Origin of the sequence: Methanosarcina sp. KYL-1 (genome assembly GCF_024372725.1) — an archaeon.
In the GTDB taxonomy this organism is placed as follows: Archaea; Halobacteriota; Methanosarcinia; order Methanosarcinales; family Methanosarcinaceae; genus Methanosarcina.
In genome coordinates, this window is sequence record NZ_VOUA01000017.1 from 25,076 (window position 1) to 45,236 (window position 20,161).

15 protein-coding genes, 2 tRNA genes and 1 pseudogene are annotated in these 20,161 nt (G+C 46.7%); 3 read left to right on the forward strand and 15 right to left on the reverse strand.

What is annotated here, in order from left to right:
- Window positions 1-172 precede the first annotated feature (172 nt).
- A complete protein-coding gene (locus FTO70_RS11705; RefSeq protein WP_255335941.1) occupies window positions 173-5,524 on the reverse strand; it encodes a cobaltochelatase subunit CobN in 5,352 nt (1,783 codons plus the stop codon).
- Window positions 5,525-6,012: 488 nt separating this feature from the next.
- On the opposite strand from FTO70_RS11705, the pseudogene FTO70_RS11710 reads away from it, so the two are divergent.
- A pseudogene (locus tag FTO70_RS11710) lies at window positions 6,013-6,623 on the forward strand (DUF1670 domain-containing protein).
- Between the two features lie 187 nt (window positions 6,624-6,810).
- On the opposite strand, the gene FTO70_RS11715 reads toward FTO70_RS11710, so the two are convergent.
- The 12 genes from FTO70_RS11715 to priS all read right to left on the reverse strand — a co-directional run bounded on the left by FTO70_RS11715 (window position 6,811) and on the right by priS (window position 16,400).
- On the reverse strand, window positions 6,811-8,646 hold the full coding sequence (locus FTO70_RS11715) for a choice-of-anchor L domain-containing protein (protein WP_255335942.1): 1,836 nt from the start codon (window positions 8,644-8,646) through the stop codon (window positions 6,811-6,813).
- Between the two features lie 858 nt (window positions 8,647-9,504).
- Window positions 9,505-9,700: transfer RNA gene (locus tag FTO70_RS11720), tRNA-Trp, on the reverse strand.
- 75 nt (window positions 9,701-9,775) lie between these two features.
- Window positions 9,776-9,949 (reverse strand): hypothetical protein, encoded by a 174-nt coding sequence (locus FTO70_RS11725; RefSeq protein WP_255335943.1) that lies wholly within the window; start codon window positions 9,947-9,949, stop codon window positions 9,776-9,778.
- Between the two features lie 243 nt (window positions 9,950-10,192).
- Window positions 10,193-10,276 (reverse strand) — tRNA-Ser (locus FTO70_RS11730).
- A gap of 68 nt (window positions 10,277-10,344) precedes the next feature.
- The gene (locus tag FTO70_RS11735) at window positions 10,345-11,718 is read right to left on the reverse strand and encodes an endonuclease Q family protein (protein WP_255335944.1); all 1,374 of its coding nucleotides are present in this window, start codon (window positions 11,716-11,718) and stop codon (window positions 10,345-10,347) included.
- A gap of 109 nt (window positions 11,719-11,827) precedes the next feature.
- Window positions 11,828-12,598, reverse strand: a complete 771-nt coding sequence (locus tag FTO70_RS11740) for a proteasome assembly chaperone family protein (protein WP_255335945.1) — start codon at window positions 12,596-12,598, stop codon at window positions 11,828-11,830.
- Window positions 12,599-12,607: 9 nt separating this feature from the next.
- Window positions 12,608-12,763, reverse strand: a complete 156-nt coding sequence (locus FTO70_RS11745) for an RNA-protein complex protein Nop10 (protein ID WP_255335946.1) — start codon at window positions 12,761-12,763, stop codon at window positions 12,608-12,610.
- A 6-nt stretch (window positions 12,764-12,769) separates the two neighbouring features.
- Window positions 12,770-13,576 carry a translation initiation factor IF-2 subunit alpha gene (locus FTO70_RS11750; protein WP_255335947.1) on the reverse strand — a complete coding sequence of 269 codons (807 nt, stop codon included), beginning with the start codon at window positions 13,574-13,576 and terminating at the stop codon, window positions 12,770-12,772.
- 75 nt (window positions 13,577-13,651) lie between these two features.
- A complete protein-coding gene (locus FTO70_RS11755; protein WP_255335948.1) occupies window positions 13,652-13,840 on the reverse strand; it encodes a 30S ribosomal protein S27e in 189 nt (62 codons plus the stop codon).
- A 7-nt stretch (window positions 13,841-13,847) separates the two neighbouring features.
- Complete coding sequence (locus FTO70_RS11760) at window positions 13,848-14,126, reverse strand: 50S ribosomal protein L44e (RefSeq protein WP_255335949.1); 279 nt, start codon at window positions 14,124-14,126, stop codon at window positions 13,848-13,850.
- A gap of 338 nt (window positions 14,127-14,464) precedes the next feature.
- On the reverse strand, window positions 14,465-15,190 hold the full coding sequence (locus FTO70_RS11765; protein ID WP_255335950.1) for a DNA replication complex GINS family protein: 726 nt from the start codon (window positions 15,188-15,190) through the stop codon (window positions 14,465-14,467).
- Window positions 15,156-16,400 carry a DNA primase catalytic subunit PriS gene (gene priS, locus FTO70_RS11770; RefSeq protein WP_255335951.1) on the reverse strand — a complete coding sequence of 415 codons (1,245 nt, stop codon included), beginning with the start codon at window positions 16,398-16,400 and terminating at the stop codon, window positions 15,156-15,158. The genes FTO70_RS11765 and priS overlap by 35 nt, the downstream gene beginning before the upstream one ends.
- A 528-nt stretch (window positions 16,401-16,928) precedes the next feature.
- On the opposite strand from priS, the gene FTO70_RS11775 reads away from it, so the two are divergent.
- Window positions 16,929-17,321, forward strand: coding sequence for a hypothetical protein (locus tag FTO70_RS11775; RefSeq protein ID WP_255335952.1), 393 nt, complete (start codon window positions 16,929-16,931; stop codon window positions 17,319-17,321).
- 5 nt (window positions 17,322-17,326) lie between these two features.
- Entirely contained in the window at window positions 17,327-19,093 is a 1,767-nt protein-coding gene (locus FTO70_RS18055; RefSeq protein ID WP_369694368.1) for an SUMF1/EgtB/PvdO family nonheme iron enzyme, read from the forward strand.
- A gap of 177 nt (window positions 19,094-19,270) precedes the next feature.
- Here FTO70_RS18055 and FTO70_RS11790 read toward each other — a convergent pair whose 3' ends face one another.
- Both FTO70_RS11790 and FTO70_RS11795 read right to left on the reverse strand, forming a co-directional pair.
- Window positions 19,271-19,591, reverse strand: a complete 321-nt coding sequence (locus tag FTO70_RS11790; RefSeq protein WP_255335953.1) for a DUF2283 domain-containing protein — start codon at window positions 19,589-19,591, stop codon at window positions 19,271-19,273.
- On the reverse strand, window positions 19,563-19,724 hold the full coding sequence (locus tag FTO70_RS11795; protein ID WP_255335954.1) for a type II toxin-antitoxin system HicB family antitoxin: 162 nt from the start codon (window positions 19,722-19,724) through the stop codon (window positions 19,563-19,565). The genes FTO70_RS11790 and FTO70_RS11795 overlap by 29 nt, the downstream gene beginning before the upstream one ends.
- Window positions 19,725-20,161: the final 437 nt, after the last annotated feature.

Sequence of the window (20,161 nt, forward strand, 5' to 3'; positions counted from 1 at the left end):
CATTAGCCAAAAAGGTAACAATGGTAACAAAAAGACAAAACACATGGAAAAAATAGCTCCGAGGTATAGAAAAATCCTTTAAATGAAAAATAATACGCACTTAACCATAAAAAGAGAAGAAGAAAAGAATTTGAGAGCACTGAAAAAATAATGCCCTCAGCCTATCAAAATCTCAAAGCTTCTTTTTCCTGAACCCGAGATAGATTCCTCCCAGACAGGCCAAAACGAACAACGCACCCACAATGTCAGCACCCGAGAAAGACATTGAACTTCCTCCCTCGGAACCATCGACAGCTTCTTTCTGCATCTCGTAGCCTTCCACATAAGGATCGGCTTTAGAGGATGAAGAGCTTTCCGGAGCATCCGGGGTGTCGGTACCATATCCGGCATCGGTTTCCTTAGCAGTGGTCTTGTTCGCACTCATTACTACCGGAGTAGAACTGCCCCTGTTACCGCTACTGCTTCTCTTACTGGGAGAGGAAGTAGAGGTACTCGCCGGGGAATCGGTCGCTTCGGTAATCTTTTTGTTATATGCGTCCTGAAGCTCCTGACTGACGCCCGCAACAGACATCATACCTTTCACGTACTCATCAAGCAGGGGGTTTCCACAGGTGTGGTGGCAGCAGGTGACTCCGTCCTCTACCACGGACTTTACGTACTCATTGATAAGGGCATTGAGAATCTCCTCATCTGCGCCCCAGTACTTTTCACCATTTGCATTTTCCTTGCGGGTGGTCTCAAGCATCCTGGCCGTGATTGACTGGTAGGCGTGAGGACAGTTTTCCTTGAACCACTCTTTCATATCCGGATCGTTTATGTAGGTGTCGTAGACCATTTCCCAGGTGCTGTCGTCCACAAGGTCAGGATCGCAGACTTCCCAGCCCCAGAGGTTGTTGACGAACTCTGACATCATCCAGCCTCCGGCGTAGCCGGATTCCTTCATGCCATTAATCCACTCTTCATTCAGGTACCTGGACCGGAGGTTTGTGTTAAAGTACTCGTCCAAAGAAACCATACCGCAGCCTCCGGCTTCCCGATCCCGTGTGTCCGAGACATACATATCCGGAGTCTTGCCTGAGAGATACCTGGTAGCCAGGTTCATTCCCCCGAAATACTGGAAGAAATCATCATTATCAAGGGTGTCATAGAGATTGGAGGAATCCGAATGAACGGAAGCATCTACTGTCTTCAGGTTGCCTTCCAGCAGGTCCCGGCAGCTGATGCCCCAGAAGTCCTCTCCGTAGGCATAGCCCATTTTGTCAAGGTAAACATTTGCAATATCTTCCTCATTGTCCCAGGTCCCGCTGGCCCCGATAGCATTGGAAACTCCTATTTCATAAGTTCCGTCCCTGACAGCAAAACAGCGCATAGTGGACAGTTTTCTTGCAGTTTCACTGTCATAGGTCCCATTCAGGGCTTCATAAATCGCCTGGGAATTTTCATAAACATAGTTTGTGTAGTCCCCCTCTGTCGCATTATTTGCAAGCTTGACAGCTCCGTCTATCATCTTGATTTTGTCAGGGAAAGCGTCCCGAATGCCCGCAGTCGCATAGACAATGTCGATCCTGGGCCTTCCAACCGCTGTCATGTTGTCCTGAAGCGATTTCGGAAGCAGGGCGTACATCTCGGAATCGCTCATGACGTTGGCCTCAGTAAGCTTCTTGACTTTTCCATTTTCATCCCACTCAGGTTTTATCCCCAGCAGATAAAGGATCTCTGCCTCGACCGTGCCTTCGTCCCTGATAAACTCCACCCCGAACCTGGAGAAAGAGACCTTGGACGGGAATGTCCCATTATGGTTGTTGTAATAATCCACGAGCAGGGTATTCGTAAGGTTTACCGCAAGGTTCCAGGCAGCTTCCGAAGGGTAAAGTTCGGGGTCCACAGAGTAGAAATTCCGGCCCGTGGGTACGGAATCGGGGTTCAATACGGGGTCCCTGCCAGGGCCCGGAGGAATAAAACCGGCCTCAAGAGCGGATAATACCATGTCCATTTCCTGTGCGGACGCTGCAAGGCTGTCCCTGTATTCGAGTCCGGCTTCAAGTTCGGAGTTCACCGAACTGTCATTATAACCGAAAACAAGGTCCTGGGCATCCACGGGTGTGGTATTGTTGCTTACAAGTTCCCAGACCATCCAGTCCACCTTCCGGTCATCTGCGGGCATGCCGAGCGGATACTCCGGCCCGGAATAGAAAACCGTAACGGCTTCTTCAAAGGAGCTTCCGAGCATTGACCTGACCATAAGGGACATCTCATCCCGGTAGAGGTCCAGGATTTCGTCCCTGTAGAGAAGGCCTTTTTTGAGGTCCAGGGTTACCGAACTGTTCTTGGAACCGTAAACAAGGTCCTGAGCCTGAATAGGTTTCGTACAGTTGACGACAACTTCCCAGACCAGAGTGTCCGGTCTCCCGTCATCTGCAGGAATTCCGGAGGGGTACTCCGTGACGTTTGAGTAGAAAGCCCCCGTAAGGTTATCCAGGTAAGAAGGCCCGAGCATTTTCATAAGGGTTGAGTTCATTTCCCCGGGTTTCATTTCGGGGAGGGAAGCCCTGTAAGTAAGCCCGGCTTCGAGGTCCGGGGTTACGGAACTGGAATTGGAGCCGAAAATAATGTCCTGGGCATTTACAGGATTTGTATCGTTAACAATGACCTCACTGAGGAGGGCATCGATTTTTCCACTGGCTTCGGGGCCAAAGGTCTCAGTTACGTTTGTCTCAAAGGACTCACCCATTATTTTCCGGATAAGCGAACAGAGAGAGTTTCTCTGCACCTCAATATCCCTGACTTCAGGGTTTTCTCCCAGCACATGCATGCCGTAAGGGATGTTTTCTTCCGAAATATCTTCAAGGTATTCGTGCAGTTCATTTTTGAGGAAAACCTCGAAAAGCGTCTGGTTGCTCTTCAATTCCTCAAGTTCGCTTTCACTGACATCCAGATCCACATCAAGGTTGAGTTCGACCATCTCGGAGATTATGCTCTGCCAGTAGCTTTTCCTGAGTTCATCCGTAATCCCTGGCTTATAATAGCTCTGGATGTCGCTTTCGAGTTTCCCCAGCTTCCCGTGGAGCCCACCCCTCTCCAGGGTAGGAGTCAGGTGGTCGATTATAAGGGCATTTCCCCTGTATTCCGCTGTCAGGCCTTCTCCCACATTAGCTACAATATAGGGGTAAATATTGGGAAGGTCCTGAAGCAGGAGGGGGGCCCAGTCTCCTGTCCGGTTCATCCCGTATGCAGAGCCTGGCAGCCATTCATGAGTCCCGTGGGTCCCCACATGGACGAGAGCATCAGGCTGCCATTCATTATTTTTGTTCAACCAGAGGTAAAAGGCAATATACTGGTGCGTAGGGGGCAGGATGCTGCTGTGGTACATTGCATTTTCGTTTTGCATGAAGCCTCTTGAAGGCTGGGGCATGAGCCAGATATTCCCGTAGCGGACTGTGGGAATTACAACATACCTCCCGGTTTCGTTTTCCCAGATCATTGGGCTTTTTTCCGGGTCAAGGTCCCCTTCCCATGGAGTTCCCCACTCCTCAAGCACGGAGTCCCTGAGCTCCTGCGGAAGCTCGGACTCAAACCACTGCCTGTATGTTTCCACGGGCAAAAACACCATGTCCCCGCTTTCAATGCCGGCTTCGACCAGCACTTTAAGCTCTCCGGGAGCCCAGCTCCCAACATTCCTTCCGTGGCTCTGGATTCTGTCCAGCAGTTCGGTTGCATTTTCAGGCAGGTCCCGGACAGTATAATCTTTATCGCTTTCCATCCGCACAAGCAGGTCCTGCATGCTCTGCACGGTGTTGAGGTAACTGGCTCCAATGTTGTCCTTTCCCGGCGGGTAGTTATAATAGATTAATGCGACATTTTTATCCTGATTTCCCTTCAACTTCAGTTCGGCCCAGTTAATCGAACGGTTTACTATCCAGTTGATCTGTGAAGGAATTGCCCTGGGGTGGGACACCCCGGTTTCATCCTTGACATTCCTGGCTATATAAATATATTCAAAAATCCCGTCCCTGTCAGGCCCGAGGGTCTCACGGCTCACAGCCGAAGAGGGGATACCCCTGTTGGCATCTGACGCTACGTCAGATTCCGTAACAGCGATGGCCTTTAAAACAGGCACATTGAGGAGCTTCAGCTGGTTAATTCCGTATTCATATGCACTTGGCGTCCTGGAATTGTTCTGGCAGAGCCCAAAGGACTTATATGAAATCATACATTGGACGAGGGGTGTGCCGTTTGCATCACAGTAGAAGTCCTGCACATCGTCAAAGGTATCAAAACCCGCAATTACATTGCAACCTTTGCTTTCAATGTCTCCTATAAGGGCATCAACAGGTTCAAGGTTCCCTTCCCCTATAAAGTCCCTGTGGAACCATATCCCGATCGTCGGTTTGTTGCGGTCGTAGACCCGGTGCCCCTCGGAAGCTGTGGAATACCATTCAAGGTATTCCTGCAGGTTACTAAAATACCTGACATCGGACCCATTATGATATATTCCCATTGAAGGAATTGTTACAGAAGAGCCCCCGGTCAGTTCCCACCCATCTGTAAGTTCGGTATTGTTGCCATATTCCTTTGAAAGATAAATCAGCAGTTTTTCAGCATTTTCAAGCAGATGATACTCTTTCCCCATATTTTCAAAATAATTACTGAACGTACTGTTATCTTTACTATCGTAATAATAGTCAAGGTAGTCCTTATGAAGATCAGAACGGAAGGAGATGAAGGTCGTGCCGGAAGCATGGGCATTTGAAAATACGCCGTCAACTTTGGAATAAATCCCATCGGAGAACATGTCGCAGATTATGACGTCCTGGCTTTCCAGAAACCCGGAGTCACGGGCAGCGAGAAGTTCGGGACTTGCATCTTCGAAACTGGAGTCGTAAGCAGGAAGGAAACTGTATGATATAAACTCACTATACTGGTTTGTGAGGCTGGCGGTATCAAGCCCTTCATTTGGAAAACCGATGTATGTAATATTTATTGTGGGCCAGGCATCAGTGATTTCAGGACAACTGGCATAGTCCCTTGCAAGATGCACCAGCAGTTTTTCAGCATTTCTTAGTTGTGGGTATTCTTTTCCCATATTGTTAAAATAATAACAGAAAGTGACGTTCTTTTCCTCTCCCCCATAATAATAGTCAAGGTAGTCCTTATGAAGATCCGAACGGAAGGAAATGAAAGTCGTACCGGAAGCATGGGCATTTGAAAATACGCTGTCAACTTCGGAATAAATCCCGGCGGAAAGCATGTCGCAGATTATGACGTCCTGGCTTTCCAGAAGCCCGGAGTCACGGGCAGTGAGAAGTTCGGGACTCACTGTTGTAAAACTGGGATCGTAGCCGGGAAGATAAGTATAATTTATAGAGTCATTATACTGGTTTGTGATGCTGGCGGCAGCCAGGGCTTCATTTGAAAAACCTATATACATTATATCTACATGATTTTCGTCAGCCGATACGTTAGGTGCAAGGAGCAAAAGAAGCACTGCACTTAAAACCAATAACCTGCATTTTATACTGTGCATGATATCCCCACAACGTGTTGTTACATCCCGGATCACCAATGAAGAGAAATTGCCAGGATGCCGGAAACACAAGTTCATTTTCTTTTAGAATCAAAGTAAGTTGTACTGGATGTTACAAAGAAATCCGGACAGCCAAGTTGAAAAATGAAGCTGTAAGTTCTCATTCTGCATTCAATATCCAAATCCAGAAACACTAACTAACCAAAGCCGATATCGCGGAAATGCAATACTCACGAGCTGTTAGGAGATAAAATACATAAAACACGGTTTTTGGATAACGATTATTAGCTACTCAGGTAACATGGTCTATTGACTGAATAATGTACCATAAAATGAACAGAGTTTAATTAAAATACTGCCAGTTGACCTATTATTTATCCACTCTTGTCACCAAAACATTATTGGTGGCACTAATAGTCCTGAAAATTCCTAAAGAATACCTTTAAACTTTCAAACGCCGATTACAGACGCAACTTTACAATGAGCTCATGCATGACTATTCCTTTCCCCGTGCAGTCTGCAGATCCCGAGCTGAGCTCTTCATTTCTTATATTGACTTATATTTCAGCAACCACCGCAAGGAAGGCCAGATTATCTTCCATGCAGTTTCCAAAGACGTTCCTCCTGGTGTACCGGTAGATGAAATGAATCTGGTCTCTGTTAATATCACCATCTATGACCCTGATGACTGCAAAGTTAAGGACCAGCAGGAGTTGCTTGATAAATGGATCATGCGCATAAGTAACGAAGCATATGCTCAGGGCGCTTTACTTACCCAGGCTGATACAGCAATTCTTCTGGGTGAGAGCACAAAGACAATTTCAAGACACATAGCAGCGCTGGAAGAGAAAGGAGAACTGGTACTAACCAGAGGAGGAAGGACATAGGGCCAGGAGTAAGTCATAAGAAACGGATTCTGGAGCTCTATCTCAAAGGTTATGAATATACGGATATCGAGAGAAAAACCAAACATAGCGGGGAAGCCATCATGCGCTATGTGAAGGATTTTGCAAGAATACTGGTGCTGACTGAAGAGGGATTTGAAGATGGAGAACTCAGGATCATAACAGGCCTCTCTGAAAAAACAATTCAGGAATAATAAGGAACTGATTGGGACTTATTCTACCGAGGAATATCAGGAGCGTTTAGAGCGTGTCTTAAAATTCAATTTGACTATACAATTGGGATAGGACTCACGGATTACTATCCAAATGTAGAAATTGTTTGAATTTTAAGACAGCCTCTTAAAAATAAAAAATTGTTTAAAAGGATTGTTTTTTGAATCTTCACCTCAACCTCCCAAAGATGCTCTCAAAATAACTCCAGATGCCTCCCATGTTTCCTTCAGAATCCTCGATTTTCATGTATTTGTTTGATGCCGATACGTTCCCATTTGTGGCTTCCCAGGTCTTGAAGGCTTCATCTGCAGCCTGGCCCCCTCCTCTGGCGGAGATCGTGTCGTTACCTGTGTATATGCCGTAGTAGCACCAGGTGGCGATACCGTTTTCGTCGGTCAGGCTTGTGCCCGAGGTCCCAACATGGGGGCCGTCGGTTACGACGAAGGTGATCATTTCTCCGGACACCGGGCTTCCGTTCTCATTGAGGAGTGTGGCTTTCATTATATGTGAGGTCCCGATTTCGTTGGTCGCTGACCGGGGTTCCACTGTTAGCAGGGTCTGGGCTTCTGCCCCTATTTCCCAGGTCTTGGAAACCGCATTTGAGGTTTCCCCGCCGCCCGTTGCAACTATGGTATCTGTGCCGGTAGTTATCCCGTAGGACCAGGTGGCAGTCCCGTTGGCATCGGTTACGCCCTTGCCTGAAAGCCCTGCAAACGGCCCCTCGCTTACATTGAAAGTTATCGTCTCATTGGCTACGGGTGTCCCGTTTTCATCTACCAGGTTAGCTCTCAATATGTGAAGGTTCCCGAGTATGTTCGTGGCAGATTCGGGTTCGAGGGTCAGCAGGGGCTTTTGCCCCTGGTCGCTTTCCCAGGTCTTGAAAGCCTCGTTTGAGGTTTCCCCGCCGCCCGTTGCAACTATGGTATCGGTTCCGGAGTTTTCTCCTGTGTAATTCCAGGTGGCAGTCCCGTTTGCGTCGGTTACATCCGTGCCTGAAGTCCCGTTATGGGGCCCGGCTGTTACGTTGAAGGTTATGTTCTCCCCTTCAACCGGAGTTTCGTTTTCATCTACCAGGGTAGCTGTCAATGTATGAAGTTCGCTGACCTTGTTTGTGGCAGATGCCGGTTCGAGAAGCAGTTTCGGTGAGACAAAACTCTCAGCCCTGATGATCACATTGGAGTCCAGTGCCCTGTCTCCTGCGTCAGCGATAGCCATTCTTATATGGTTTATCTCTCCGGGGGTTACATTGGCCGTAGCAGTCAGGACCACTGTCAAACCGTCCATTTCGGTATCAATTGACCCTCCCCCATCATTCAGGTCGTTGTTTATGTAATACTCCGGATTACTGGAATTCGTACCGAAAGGATTCCCGTTGTTGACATTGTTTATGGATACCGGCGTGCTAGTTCCCGGAATTAAAGCTATGTTCTCCCCGTTGACAAAGAATCCGAATACATCGTTATATTCCGAATTGACCCATTCGTTATATTCATCGGAGCTGAAAACGTATTCAAACTGTACAATTTCCGTATCCGGAACAAAATCAAATTCAAGAACTGCAGCATCAAAGGTTGTGAAGCCCGGGATCAAAGCATTGAGGTCCGTGTCTCCAGGCAGGCCGTTGTCAGCTGTTACGTTATCAAACTCATTGGGGCCCACTACATTTGTAATATTCCCGGTGCTCAGGATGATGCCGTTTCCAAAGCCTATGATTTCTTCTCCTCCGCTAAATGTTCCGGCTGCTACATTTGCCCCGGTAAATGTAACGTTAGAAACAGTAACTCCTTCCCCAAGTAGAGTATTCACAAGATCTGAAGAAGTCAACCCCGAATTCAGGTCTGCGGTCTCGATTCCGGGAGAACCGATCTGGTAGGTTATTTTGCTGGCTCCACCGCGAGATATACTTGTGATTTCTTCTCCGTATGTCAGGCTTACAGTTAATACCGTTAAGATTGTCAGGATAATGACAACTATTGCTGGTGTTATTACTCTTCTTTTTTCCATATATTTCCCCCTCTGCCGGGCATATGATGCATTTACCACACTATCTTGCCGGTAAACTCCCCTCTCGGATTTTTCAAAGTGTGGTTTATGTTATGGATTCTTATTCTGGATTTTCTGTTTTGAATATTATTTATCTCTTAAAAATAAATGCTATTTTTATATATATCCACAGGGATTATTTATTCTGAAAAATGATTCTTTTTTGGCTTGCATCTCCTGTATTCCTGCTGAATCTCGTATGAAACACGTAAGAGCCTTACTCCTGCAGGTAAAGGACAAACAAAAAAACGGTTTACAGGACTGTTCCATGAAGTATATGGGTGCCCAAAAAGGCCCTCCAGATTACTTCAAAATTTATTTGAGTATCCAAAAAGTCTTCCGGAGGACTGAAATATGTATTGGTATACCTAAAAAGGTCCTCCCAATGACTGAAAAACGTACCGAAATTACTAAGAGGCTGTCTTAAAATTCAAAACATTTCTACATTTGGATGGTAGGCGTTTTTGATCTTAAGTTCAGACTGTAAATTAATTACATAAGACTTATTTGCCCGATGCATAAAATCAAATGCATTAGACATCATGGTCAAAATTTACACTTTAGACATTTAACGGTTTAACGCTACCGATTTTTGATCCAAATCCGTGAGTCCTATCCCAATTGTATAGTCAAATTGAATTTTAAGACACGCTCTAAGAAAACAGCTAGATGGCTGAAGAAAAGGATGAAACAACATAAGGATTCAATTTGGAATCTGCAAACCAGATAATGGTTTGGCAAAGCAGATAAGTATGTAGAGAAAGTCGTTAAAAGAGTGTTTTGAAAGGTATGTTTCTTTTTGGAAGGTTGAAATAAAGGTGGGGCTGGTGAGATTCGAACTCACGATCGACGGGTATCTCCGAACAACTGCCTTAGCAGCTTTAGTTCTGGTGAGCATCTATCAGTGCTCCAACGGTTCGTCACTGTCCTGCCCCGTCGGGCAAAACTCGGTAGACCCGTTGTTCATCATTTATCCGCTGGAGCCCATCGCCATGCCGGGCTAGGCCACAGCCCCTTACAGGAGATAAGAAATACTCTTTCTCTTTTATATAGTTGACGGCAGGAAAGGTGAAATTTACAGAAATTTTTTTCAACTTTGCATAAACACCAGATAAATTATTCCTGCCAGGATTGCAAGAATAAATATCGTAAATGAGATGAAGCCAAGCAGGCGAACTGCAAAATCATATGCACTAATTTCACCGGTATATTTTCCTGTCCTGCGGCGGTCAAAGTATTTCATTAGTTTTTTGTTTAACTTCATGGCTTTGAAGCTCCCATTTTAATTTTCCTCTATATCTGGGGTTTTAGAATAAATATTTGGGGTTTTTGAATAAAGATGTTCATGTCAATTCCCAGAAGGCAGGAAAATGCATATTCTTAGCTTTAGCATGATATGTATTCAGGATACAGTTCCCTTTTGAGAACTGTGAAGATATGAAATCGGAAAGATTACAAATGGTCCGGAGACACATTGCAAAAGCACCGGATTGCATGAAAAGAGAAGCGCCCAGGGCAGGATTTGAACCTGCGCTCTCCCAAAGAAGAAACGGTTTTCGAGACCGTCGCCTTACCACTAGACTACCTGGGCATTTTGGAGCAGGGAACTAGAATATACTTTCTATCTTATATACCTTATTCTGGACAGGGTTCAAACACTTAAAATTCAAAAAGTGATCTCTGGCCCGAAGGCTTTTCTGCTTTTTCTTCCTCCTCCGTTTTTTCCTGCTCTCCCGGGTCCAGGTCGAAGAGAGATATTTGCTTTGGGGCTTTTTCGGTTTTTTCTTTTTTGCTTGTATTTTCCACTCTTTTCTTTCCTTCTTCTGCTCGCTTATCCTGCCCCTGTTTTTGCCCCTGTTTTAATGTCTTCAGGTGTTCGGGCAGCTCCAGCCAGCCGTACTGCCCGCCGCCTCCGGGGTGGATGAGGACATCACCTTTTCTGAAGGCAAGGATCGCATTTAAGACCCTTTCGTCCACGACTTCCAGGGTTTCCGGTTCTGCATATATCAGGGCTCCTACCTCGCTTCCGAAACGCTCCACAAGGGTATTCCAGGCCGTCTGGACGCCTTTTGTCTGGATGCCCGCATGGCCGAGGGCCATCTGGATAATCTCGGCGAGAGGGATTAAATGGAGGTAGGGAGGACGGTGCTCGGGGTGCCTGGGGGCTTCAAAATCGGCAAGCTCGTTGACCCTGTCGAACACTCCTTTCTTGACCATGCCTCCGCATTTGGGACAGTGCCAGGCGTGTGCCTCGGCTTCAGGCAGTGCGTACTGAGTAAAGCACTTGATGCAGGCTGACTGGTTGTACTTGCCTTCCTGAGGGAAAAACCCGACGTTCAGGGTAGCCCCGTATCCTTCTTCCCGGATGATGGCTTTTTTCAGGCCGTCAAAGGTGAGGTCAGGGACTTCAAACTGGGTGAACTCCCGGGCCAGCTTATTGGTCCAGGGGGAATGGGCGTCCGAATTGGAGAGAAAAGTCAGGCGCTGCAGTTCTGCAATTCGGTCTGCGTAGTCGCTGTCCGCACTCAACCCCAGTTCCAGGAAAGAAACGTAATTGGTCATGTCTCCGTAGCAGCTTTTCAGGTTGTCATGGTAGGCATAGAGGGCTGTCCAGGGGGTAAAAGCGTGACAGGGCCCTATAAGGGCTCCCAGGTCTTTTGCAATTTCCGCAATTTCGCAGCCGTCCAGCTTAACTGTGGGGCGGCCGTCTACTTCCAGGTCCCCGAAGGGTGCCATGCGTTCCGCAAGCTCCTCGGCTTTTGAGATTGAAGGTAAAATCAGGAGGTGGTGGACTCTTTTGTTGTCCTCTATTTCGGTAGTAGGGATAAAAAAAGTATTTTCGATCCGGATTTTTTCGTCGGAAACGGCTGCTTTTTTGATTTCGGCCAGCCATTTAGGGTGGATACAGTCCCCGGTACCTATCAGTTCCATTCCTTTTTTTGCGGCTTCTCTCGCAATGGTTGGGAGTTCCATCTTATCGGAACACGCCATGGAATATTTGGAATGGAGATGGAGGTCTGCATTGACTTTCATTTCCGGACCTTTTGCTGCAAAATTTGGCCGATTTGCGTTTAACACTATTTTGGCAGTCTGCTTATTCCAGCAGCTTGCCTATTTTAGCAGCCCGTTCCTGCGCCAGGCCTTATCCTATGTAGCGCAGGTCTTCTTCCGAGGGTTTTATTTCCTGGATTTTCTGCTGCTCTTCCTTTTCCTTCAGTTTTTCTACGATGTTTTCCATTTCCTCGGCCTTTTTCTCAAGGGATTCGGTGTTGACTTCGATCCCGAGGATGCTGCAGAGCATCTTTAAAAGGAACTGGGCGCTTTTCGGGTCCATCATGTACCCGGGTGTCATGCCCATGAGGCAGGCCGCGTCAATTCCCCGCATCAGGCTGAATGCCACGAGCAGGCCCGATGCCCCTACGATTCCTCCGCTGGGTTCCGATTCCCTGAACTCGACGCCGTAACCTTTGAGCTCTCCTATCAGGTCAGTGCTGTTGGTTACTCCGAGGATGGTCTCTTCGTAGGTGAGCTTGCCTGTGGGGTAGCCTCCCAGGGTGTATATCCTGGATACTTTGAGTTCCTCTGCAAGGTCAAGGTACAGGGAGCAGAGTTCGTAGTGTCCGGGGGAGGTTGTGCTCTGGTGGTCCCCTACAAGGAAAATGATGTCCCTCTCGTTTGCTCGCCCGAGGTATATCGAGTTACTTACGGGACGGACCGTGCAGTCCGCGTTAACCAGGACCTGGGGTGGGAAATGTGGAGAGTAGACCTCCATGACCTTTTCGGCCTTCAGTTCATCTACCAGGTGTTCTGCCACCAGTTTGCCTACAAGCCCTACGCCCGGAAGCCCGACTATCATTGTGGGTTTTTCAAGCTCAAGGTCTTCTTTCAGGCGGATAAGTTTACTTTCCAGCATAATAATCCCTTATCCTTTCTTTGCCAGTCTGCGGTACTTGCCATAAGGGTCTTTAGGAGAAAAGCGAGCCGGACGTGCGGGCAAGCTTTCTTCCCCGCAGACCGGACATTTTTCCTTTAGCGTGTACCTGCCGCAATTTTTACATTTGCGGATTTTCTGTCCCAAAGGGCATCACGCCTTTGCGGATTCTATGTGTCGCTTAAAAGTCCCATGCCCGCCGAGTTTAGTGATTGTCTCGGTTGCTGCCTGGGCTGATTTTTTCAGGACTGATTCGGCTTTCTTGTAATCCGGGGCTATTACCTTTATCCGGTATCTCGGAGCTCCGGTGTAGCTTACTTCGAGCCTGACATCTTTCCCGTCCACATCACTGATGGAATCTGCGGCACGCAAGGACTGCTTTATGACCTCGATGCCGTTTGGCAGGTTGCAGGTGAGGTCCACATACCCTGCGATGTCCACGAAGGGCAGTTTGATGTTTTCGCCTGCAATTTTGACAATGCTCTTTAAGTATTTCTTGTTGACCTTGAGATTCTTGAAGGCTTTTTCCCCTTCGATAGCAGCTTCTTCGAAGGCTGTATATGCACTTCCGAAATCCTCTACCAGTCTCTCATGAAGGGCCTGAATGCTCTTCTCATCCGTCTTTGTCTCTTCAGCCACGAACTGGAGCCACTTAGCGGCTTTCTGCTCATTTTTCCATTCCTGGATTTTTGCCCGCCGCTGGTGCTCGTTCACGTCTTTTAAGGACAGGTCAATGTGGCCGCGGGAAGTGTCCACGTTCAGGACCTTGCAGACTATCTTCTGCCCTTCCCTCACATAGTCCCTTACGTATTTGACCCAGCCTGCTTTGATTTCGGAGATGTGGATGAAACCTTCCTTTCCTCCGAACTCCTCAAGCTCGACATAGGCCCCGAAATCGGTCACATTCTTTACCGTACAGACAACAAATTCTCCGATTTCTGGCCAGTTATCGTTTCCCATTCGCACCACTTTCCCCTTGTTTTCTTCGTTTACACTTTATTCCCGTATAGCGCTTTCCGGTACAGGTATCTGTACTTATTCAAGCACTTCCAGGATGTGAGTGGTAATTGTTGATTTTCCACCGGTAGGTTCGGCAAGGGTTCTTCCGCAGACAACGCAGGTAATTCTCCGGCTTGCGCTTCCGAAAATGATCTGTTCGTTTTCGCAGTCGTTGCACTTTACCCGCAGGAACCTGCTCTTTGGCCTCTGAGTGTAGTCTACCATTTAAATCTTACTCCTTGAACTCGAACTTCTTTGCCCTGAAACAGGGTCTCTGGTGGGCTTTCTTGCACACGCTGCAGCGGTACCTGAGCCAGATGCGCTTTGTTGGCTTGTCGCCACCGGGCACCTTGGAGAACTTTCCGCTGTTACCGATACCTTTCTGTCTTCTCTTCTGCCTCTCAATATGGGACATGGATGAAGCCCTGCCCTTCTTGACCCTCTCAGCAACATGCTCGGTGTGGGTCTTGCAGAACGGGCAGTAAGTCCTGAACCGCTTTGGAATCTTCATTCTCTACACCTTTTTTGATAATTATTGGGTATTTATGGCCTTTTCCGGCTTTTGCGGAAAGGCGCAGTTTAATAATATCTCTTAATGTTTGGCGACTTGGCTTTTTGATCCTGGGAAGATCTTATTTGGGAAGCCCTTAATTTGATGAACTTGAAATGCGATTGGAACCTCATTTGCCGCGATATTCCTGTCTGGCAGTCTCTATCCCCGGTGAGGCTCGTGCATGCTAACAAGGTTAAGCTACTCAAATATAGCTACACATATAAATACTAGTACTATTGCCGAAATACTTGCCCGCCTTCAGGCACGAATCAAGAATTCCGTGATTTCTCACGGATTTAACTTTTTCCGGGATTTGCCTGTCCTGCAGGATTTGCCTGTGCTGCAACCAGTTTTGCTGCGTTGCGTTTTATCAGCCCGGTCGCATTAAGCTGCGGCAAAACAACTACATCTTCGGCGCCGACCGTATAATTCCGGCCGTCCGCACCCGTGAATGTTGGCAGGTCTTTCAGTATTCGGACAACAACGTAGTCTTCATTTATATTGGTTTTGCCTGCTGCCGTTCCTGTTTCCTGCCTGCCGGCAGCTGCGGGGTTCCCCGTACCTGCCTCCGTTCCCCCCTGGCCCGGGGCAGAAACCTGTCGTGCCCCTCCTATTTCCGGCCAGGCCGCAGTCTTCCCGGAGTCGGGATACAGGATAGGCCCTATAAGTTCGATTTTTGCGGCTTCGATTCCCCGGAGCACCAGGTCGTAGAGCCGTTTTTCAGCCGGGAGCAGCTTTTCTATGTCTTTTGAAATCGGCTTGTCCGCATGGGACTGGTTGGTTGCCCGGGTGATGACCTTACCTATCCGTTTCATGAAGATGGTCTCAAGGTCCGAAAGCGCCCGCTCATGCTCGTCGTTGAGCATCTTTGATTCGGGAGAACGGGAATTGTTGATTTTCCCTATCTCTGCTTCCAGTTCCCGGACATACTTCTCTGCTTCCCGGTAAAAATCAGCCGGTATTGCCTTTAAGGCCTGGTTTTTTTCCTTATACAGTGTCTGGCTGATTTCTTCTATGTCCATACTCCGCTACACCTCTGCACATCAGATACACGGCTGCATACTCAGGAACTTCCTGTATGCCCTCTTCTACTCTTAAATCCTTGCCCTTCATCTGCACGGAAAAGGGTTTTGAAACCGTCACCTTCACCGGCCGGTCCCCGAACACTATCGCATCTTCCAGGGGTTCGAACCCTTCCAGCTCCGACAGCTCCATCTTTTTCACCAGCATCCCCGACCCGCCGTGCAAAGACCCCGGCACCCTTATCAGGCGCTTAATATCGGCTGTAACCGGTTCGTCCACGCTGGCTCCGAACCTGTGCAGGAAATCCCCGGCAGACTCCTGCATAAAATATGCTGCAATCTCCTTAAAATTCCTTACGTCGAAGTCCAGCCTTCCATGTTCGAGAATGTCATTTAAGCCGTCTTCGCTTGTTGCAATCCTTAGCAGCTTCTTTGCCGTCGTATCCCCGACTTTCTCGTGCTTCCGGAGTTCGGGAAACATGTCCTTCTTGTACTTCTTTTCACTTTCCGTCTTCAGGTAATCCGCAAGATACCGTGCAATCCTCTTTCCCCACCCCGAATCATGCCCTATAAGCATACACTTCGTGGGTACGTTCTTTACTCCCTTAAACGTCTTTGACCCTGCCCCGAAGTCCCCGTCCATCGCAACTTCCCTGAAGAAGTACTTGAAATCCAGGTCCCTGCCGCTGACGTAATTCACGATCTCCCTCCTCTCGGAACTCCCGAGTGTCAGGACTTTCGGGCTCCTGATATGGAAGTGGTACCCCCTCCCTCCCGAAAACACAAGCTCGATCTCCTGTTCCGAAAACCCGAAGTCGTCTAAAAGAAAGTCCAGCAGCTTGAAGCTTTCCTTTTTCACAAGCTCCAGCATATCCGCATAATTCCTCGGCGCATTCGGCAGGTGGTCTGCGTCCAGGTCAAAGATCAGCTCCGCCCCGAGCCAGTTCTTATCGTTCATCTTCTTTGCGTCCGGGTACTCGTAATACGCCGTAGAATTATACACATGAGCCGGAGCCATCCCATACAGGTAGTCCAGCGCCTCTCCCGGCGAGCCGAAAGACTTGTGCCTGTGCATCATCTTTTCCGGCATATCGTCATAGAAGATGAAAGCCCACTCACGGCTGGGCAGGTAGTCCGGAAGTGAGATCTCGGCGGTTTTGTAGTACTGCTGGAAGCGGGATTTTAAAAAGCGGATCGTTCGGTTGTCCATGGTTTTCTGGGGGTTATGGGTTGTAGCGGGTATATTTGTGAGGATGAGATATTTTTGATTTTCAGGGTTTTCCTATGATAGAATAACTCATATTTTACTTTTGTTTATCTGTGAGTTTACATAATTTATTGTTCGGTGATCAGTCATTAAGAAATTTATTGTTAAGTAGTTTGTTCGGTAATTATTGAGCAGTTTTATTGATCAATTTTAGGGTTGCATTCTTTTCAGAATTAAGACTGTCCAACGTTCCTGAAATCCGAATTTTTTCATGTACAGGCGACTCAAGGTGGGTTTGCGTGTTCACTTCAAACCGGGACAGCCGTAATAGCTTATTCTGTGTGTCCTGTCCCGCGCCTCAGCGCGGCGCTTTCCTTAAGATTTTTTCCGGCTTGTGAGCAGAGTGTTTAGAAACAGGAACTTTGCAAATTTTGATTTCCCATATAGCTCTCTTTGATATCACTCTGAAGAGTAAAACATATATCTATCAGCGATAATTAAAATTTAAAGATGTGAAGTTGTTGGTAGTAGATGGAAAAGGTTCCTGAAATATTTGATTTTCAAATAATTATAGAATCTGAGGAGATTGATGAACTCACGGATTACTGGCAAAAACAATGCTCTATTCTTTGTGGCGAACTTCGTAAAAGCTTGATTTCAGGTTCAATAGAGCCTCTGACCTCTGAATGTGAAAGCGGTGAAAAGGCAGGAATAGATACTCTATTCAATATCCTCCTTGCCAGCGGTATAACGTTGAAAGCGTTCGATAGAATGTTTGATGTGACAAAAATCTGGTTAGAATACAGAAGATCCGCAAAAGTTGTACTAAAATATGAGGATGGGAGCACAATAGAATTAACACACCTGTCAAAATCCGAAGCTTTCGAATTGATAAAAAACCATCAGCAAAGACCCAATGAGTAAGTGTCATGGCCGGAAGGAAAATCGGACTCGTAATAGGAACAAATGATTATTCAGATCCAAACCTCTTGAATTTGCATTTTGCAATAAAAGATGCAACAGAAATGAGAGCGGTTCTCCTCAATCCTGATATCGGAGAATTTGACGACATTGTCCCTTTAGTTGACGAAACAAAAGGTAATGTAAAAAAAGGAATCGAGAAATTATTGCTAAAAGATGCAACTTTTGATGACCTGGTTCTTATCTATTTTTCCGGACATGGAAAGCTGGACTTCAACTTTAAACTGAATTTGCTTCTTAAGGACACGGAAACGGATTATCTGCTGTCTACTGCCTTACACTATGATTTCATCACAAACTGTATTGCGCAGTCAGAGTGCAGGAAAGTTGTCATAATTCTTGATTGCTGCCATGGTGGGGCCGCTGGCATAAAAGGGGATGGTTTTGTAAAAACGCTTTCTGAAACTTCCGGTTCAGGCACATTCGTGCTTTCGGCCACTACGGGGGCTGACCTGGCAAAGGAAGTTCAGGAATTTGAAAATGGGATTTTTACACATTTTTTACTTGAAGGGCTAAAGAACGGGGAAGCTGATTTAGGTGGTGACGGGTTAATAGACATCCTTGAACTGTATGAATATGCATCTAAAAAATGTAAAAATGAGTATTCCCAGGTTACCACGATAAAAAGCGAGTTTGAAGAAACAATAGTCATCGGAAGGAATCCTCTAAAAATTAGAGAAAATGAATATAACTTGAATAAGAGTAAGCTTCTTGAAGAATTCGCTACCCAACTCCATCCTCGCATACTCAGCGAATCTCTTGCAATTTTAAGGAAAAATTACCAGAACCCCTCTTCTCTGGAACAGGTCGATCTCACCATATATAATTTCTTAGAATCTCTTTTAAAGGGCGAATTTTTGGTTGATAGTTATAGTGAAGCTGTACAGCACCTGAAAGGAATTGGCATAAACTCTTCTCCTCCTCAAAATGGAAACCGCGGTGGCATCTTGAAGACTGATGTTCCAAATATTGGGAATGCAGGAATCAATGAGACATCCCGAAAATCTGATGTTCCTAAAACCTTCACCAGCTCTTCCACTGGAATGGAGTTTGTACTGATTCCAGCCGGAAAGTTCATGATGGGTTCACCTTCTGAAGAGCAGGGCAGGTATGATAACGAAGGTCCAGCTCACAATGTAAGAATTGAAAAGCCTTTCTACATGGGGAAGTATACAGTTACTCAAAAACAGTGGGATGAAATCATGGGGAGTAACCCTTCACGCTTTAAGGGTGATGATCTACCTGTAGAATCTGTTTCCTGGGATAACGTTCAGAATTTCGTCAAAAAACTCAATGAAAAAGAAGGCACTGATAAGTACTGCCTGCCTTCTGAAGCTGAGTGGGAATATGCCTGCAGGGCAGGTACTTCCACAAGATATTCTTTTGGAGGTCACGAATTGAAACTTGGGGATTATGCATGGTATGATAAGAATTCAGGTAATCAGACTCATCCGGTTGGCCAGAAGCTGCCCAATCCCTGGGGTCTTTACGACATGCATGGTAATGTCTGGGAGTGGGTTCAGGACAGTTATCATTCAAATTATAATGGTGCTCCTTCTGATGGTAGTGCATGGGAAGATGGAAATAGCTCCCATGTTTCTAGGGGCGGCAGTTGGTACAGCTTCGCCAGGAACTGCCGGTCGGCTTTCCGCAACGGGGATGTCCCCGGCGACAGCGGCGTCTTCTGTGGCTTTCGCTTGCTGAGAGACCTATGACTACTTTCTCCTTCACCACTTTATACCTTTACGCTGTAAGTGCGAAGTTACTTTGTCGAAGCCGCTGGGACTTAGGCGCGGAATCTCCCGACTTTCAAAAATAATTAAAAAATAATTGGGAAGCAATTCTTTACCTGTTTCCTCAATATGCCATCGCTGTTGTCCCTGCGGGCAGGTTCATGTCATTTTGCCGAGGGATGTGGTGCATTTTTCGATCTCTCTGCCGCTGGCTGCTACCCCCAGGCAGATATTGACTTTTATGGTTTCTTTTGAAATACTGATGTCGGCATGGAATTTGACGGTGTTTTTTAAATCCTCTTTCGGGAGCCTGAACAGCAAAGAAGCATCCAGGATTTCTATGCCCGCAATGGAATTCTCGCTGCTCACATCCAGTATCATGTATTCGGGGTAGATGGAGTATTCATATTTTGCATCGGCAGCATAAAGAAAAATGCTGTCGTTTTCGTGATCATAGTCCCATATGGCTTGCTTTGTCATTGGAAACCTCGATTGTCGTGGTCAGGATAGAGCCTGCAGCAGGGATCTGGACATCCTCATCTTCGAGGTAGAGTTCTACAGCCTCTCTGAGGTTGTTAATGGCTTCCTCAATGGTTTTTTCCTGGCTTGCCACGTCAAGTTCAGGGCACTAGGAGACGTACCATTTTCCTTCCTTACGGATGACGGCTGAAAACTTATAGGTCTCTTCCATATGTGAAAAGAGGTCATGTGTGCTATTAAAGATTTTCTCAATAGCAGTCGTGTTTGGGCAGTAACCATAAAGCCGTCTCTGTTTCTCATATGGGAGAAAAAGGTTTCAGTTCCTTCTCTTTGGTAGGAACAAATTAAAAGGTCTTGAAGTAAGAAAGGGGCTTTGCATAAAGTTGTCCCTTTTTTGTTTTGTGTTCTTCTTGCAGCTTCGTATTTTCTTTTTGGATTATGGAAAAAGCCGTTTGCTTCGCAAACGGAACAAGACAGGTATGGGAAGACATTATGGTTTCCCTGTTTTTTCGAAATTCATGCCAACACCTGTCTTTTGTCCTCTTGAGCGAACGAAGTGAGCGAAAAGGA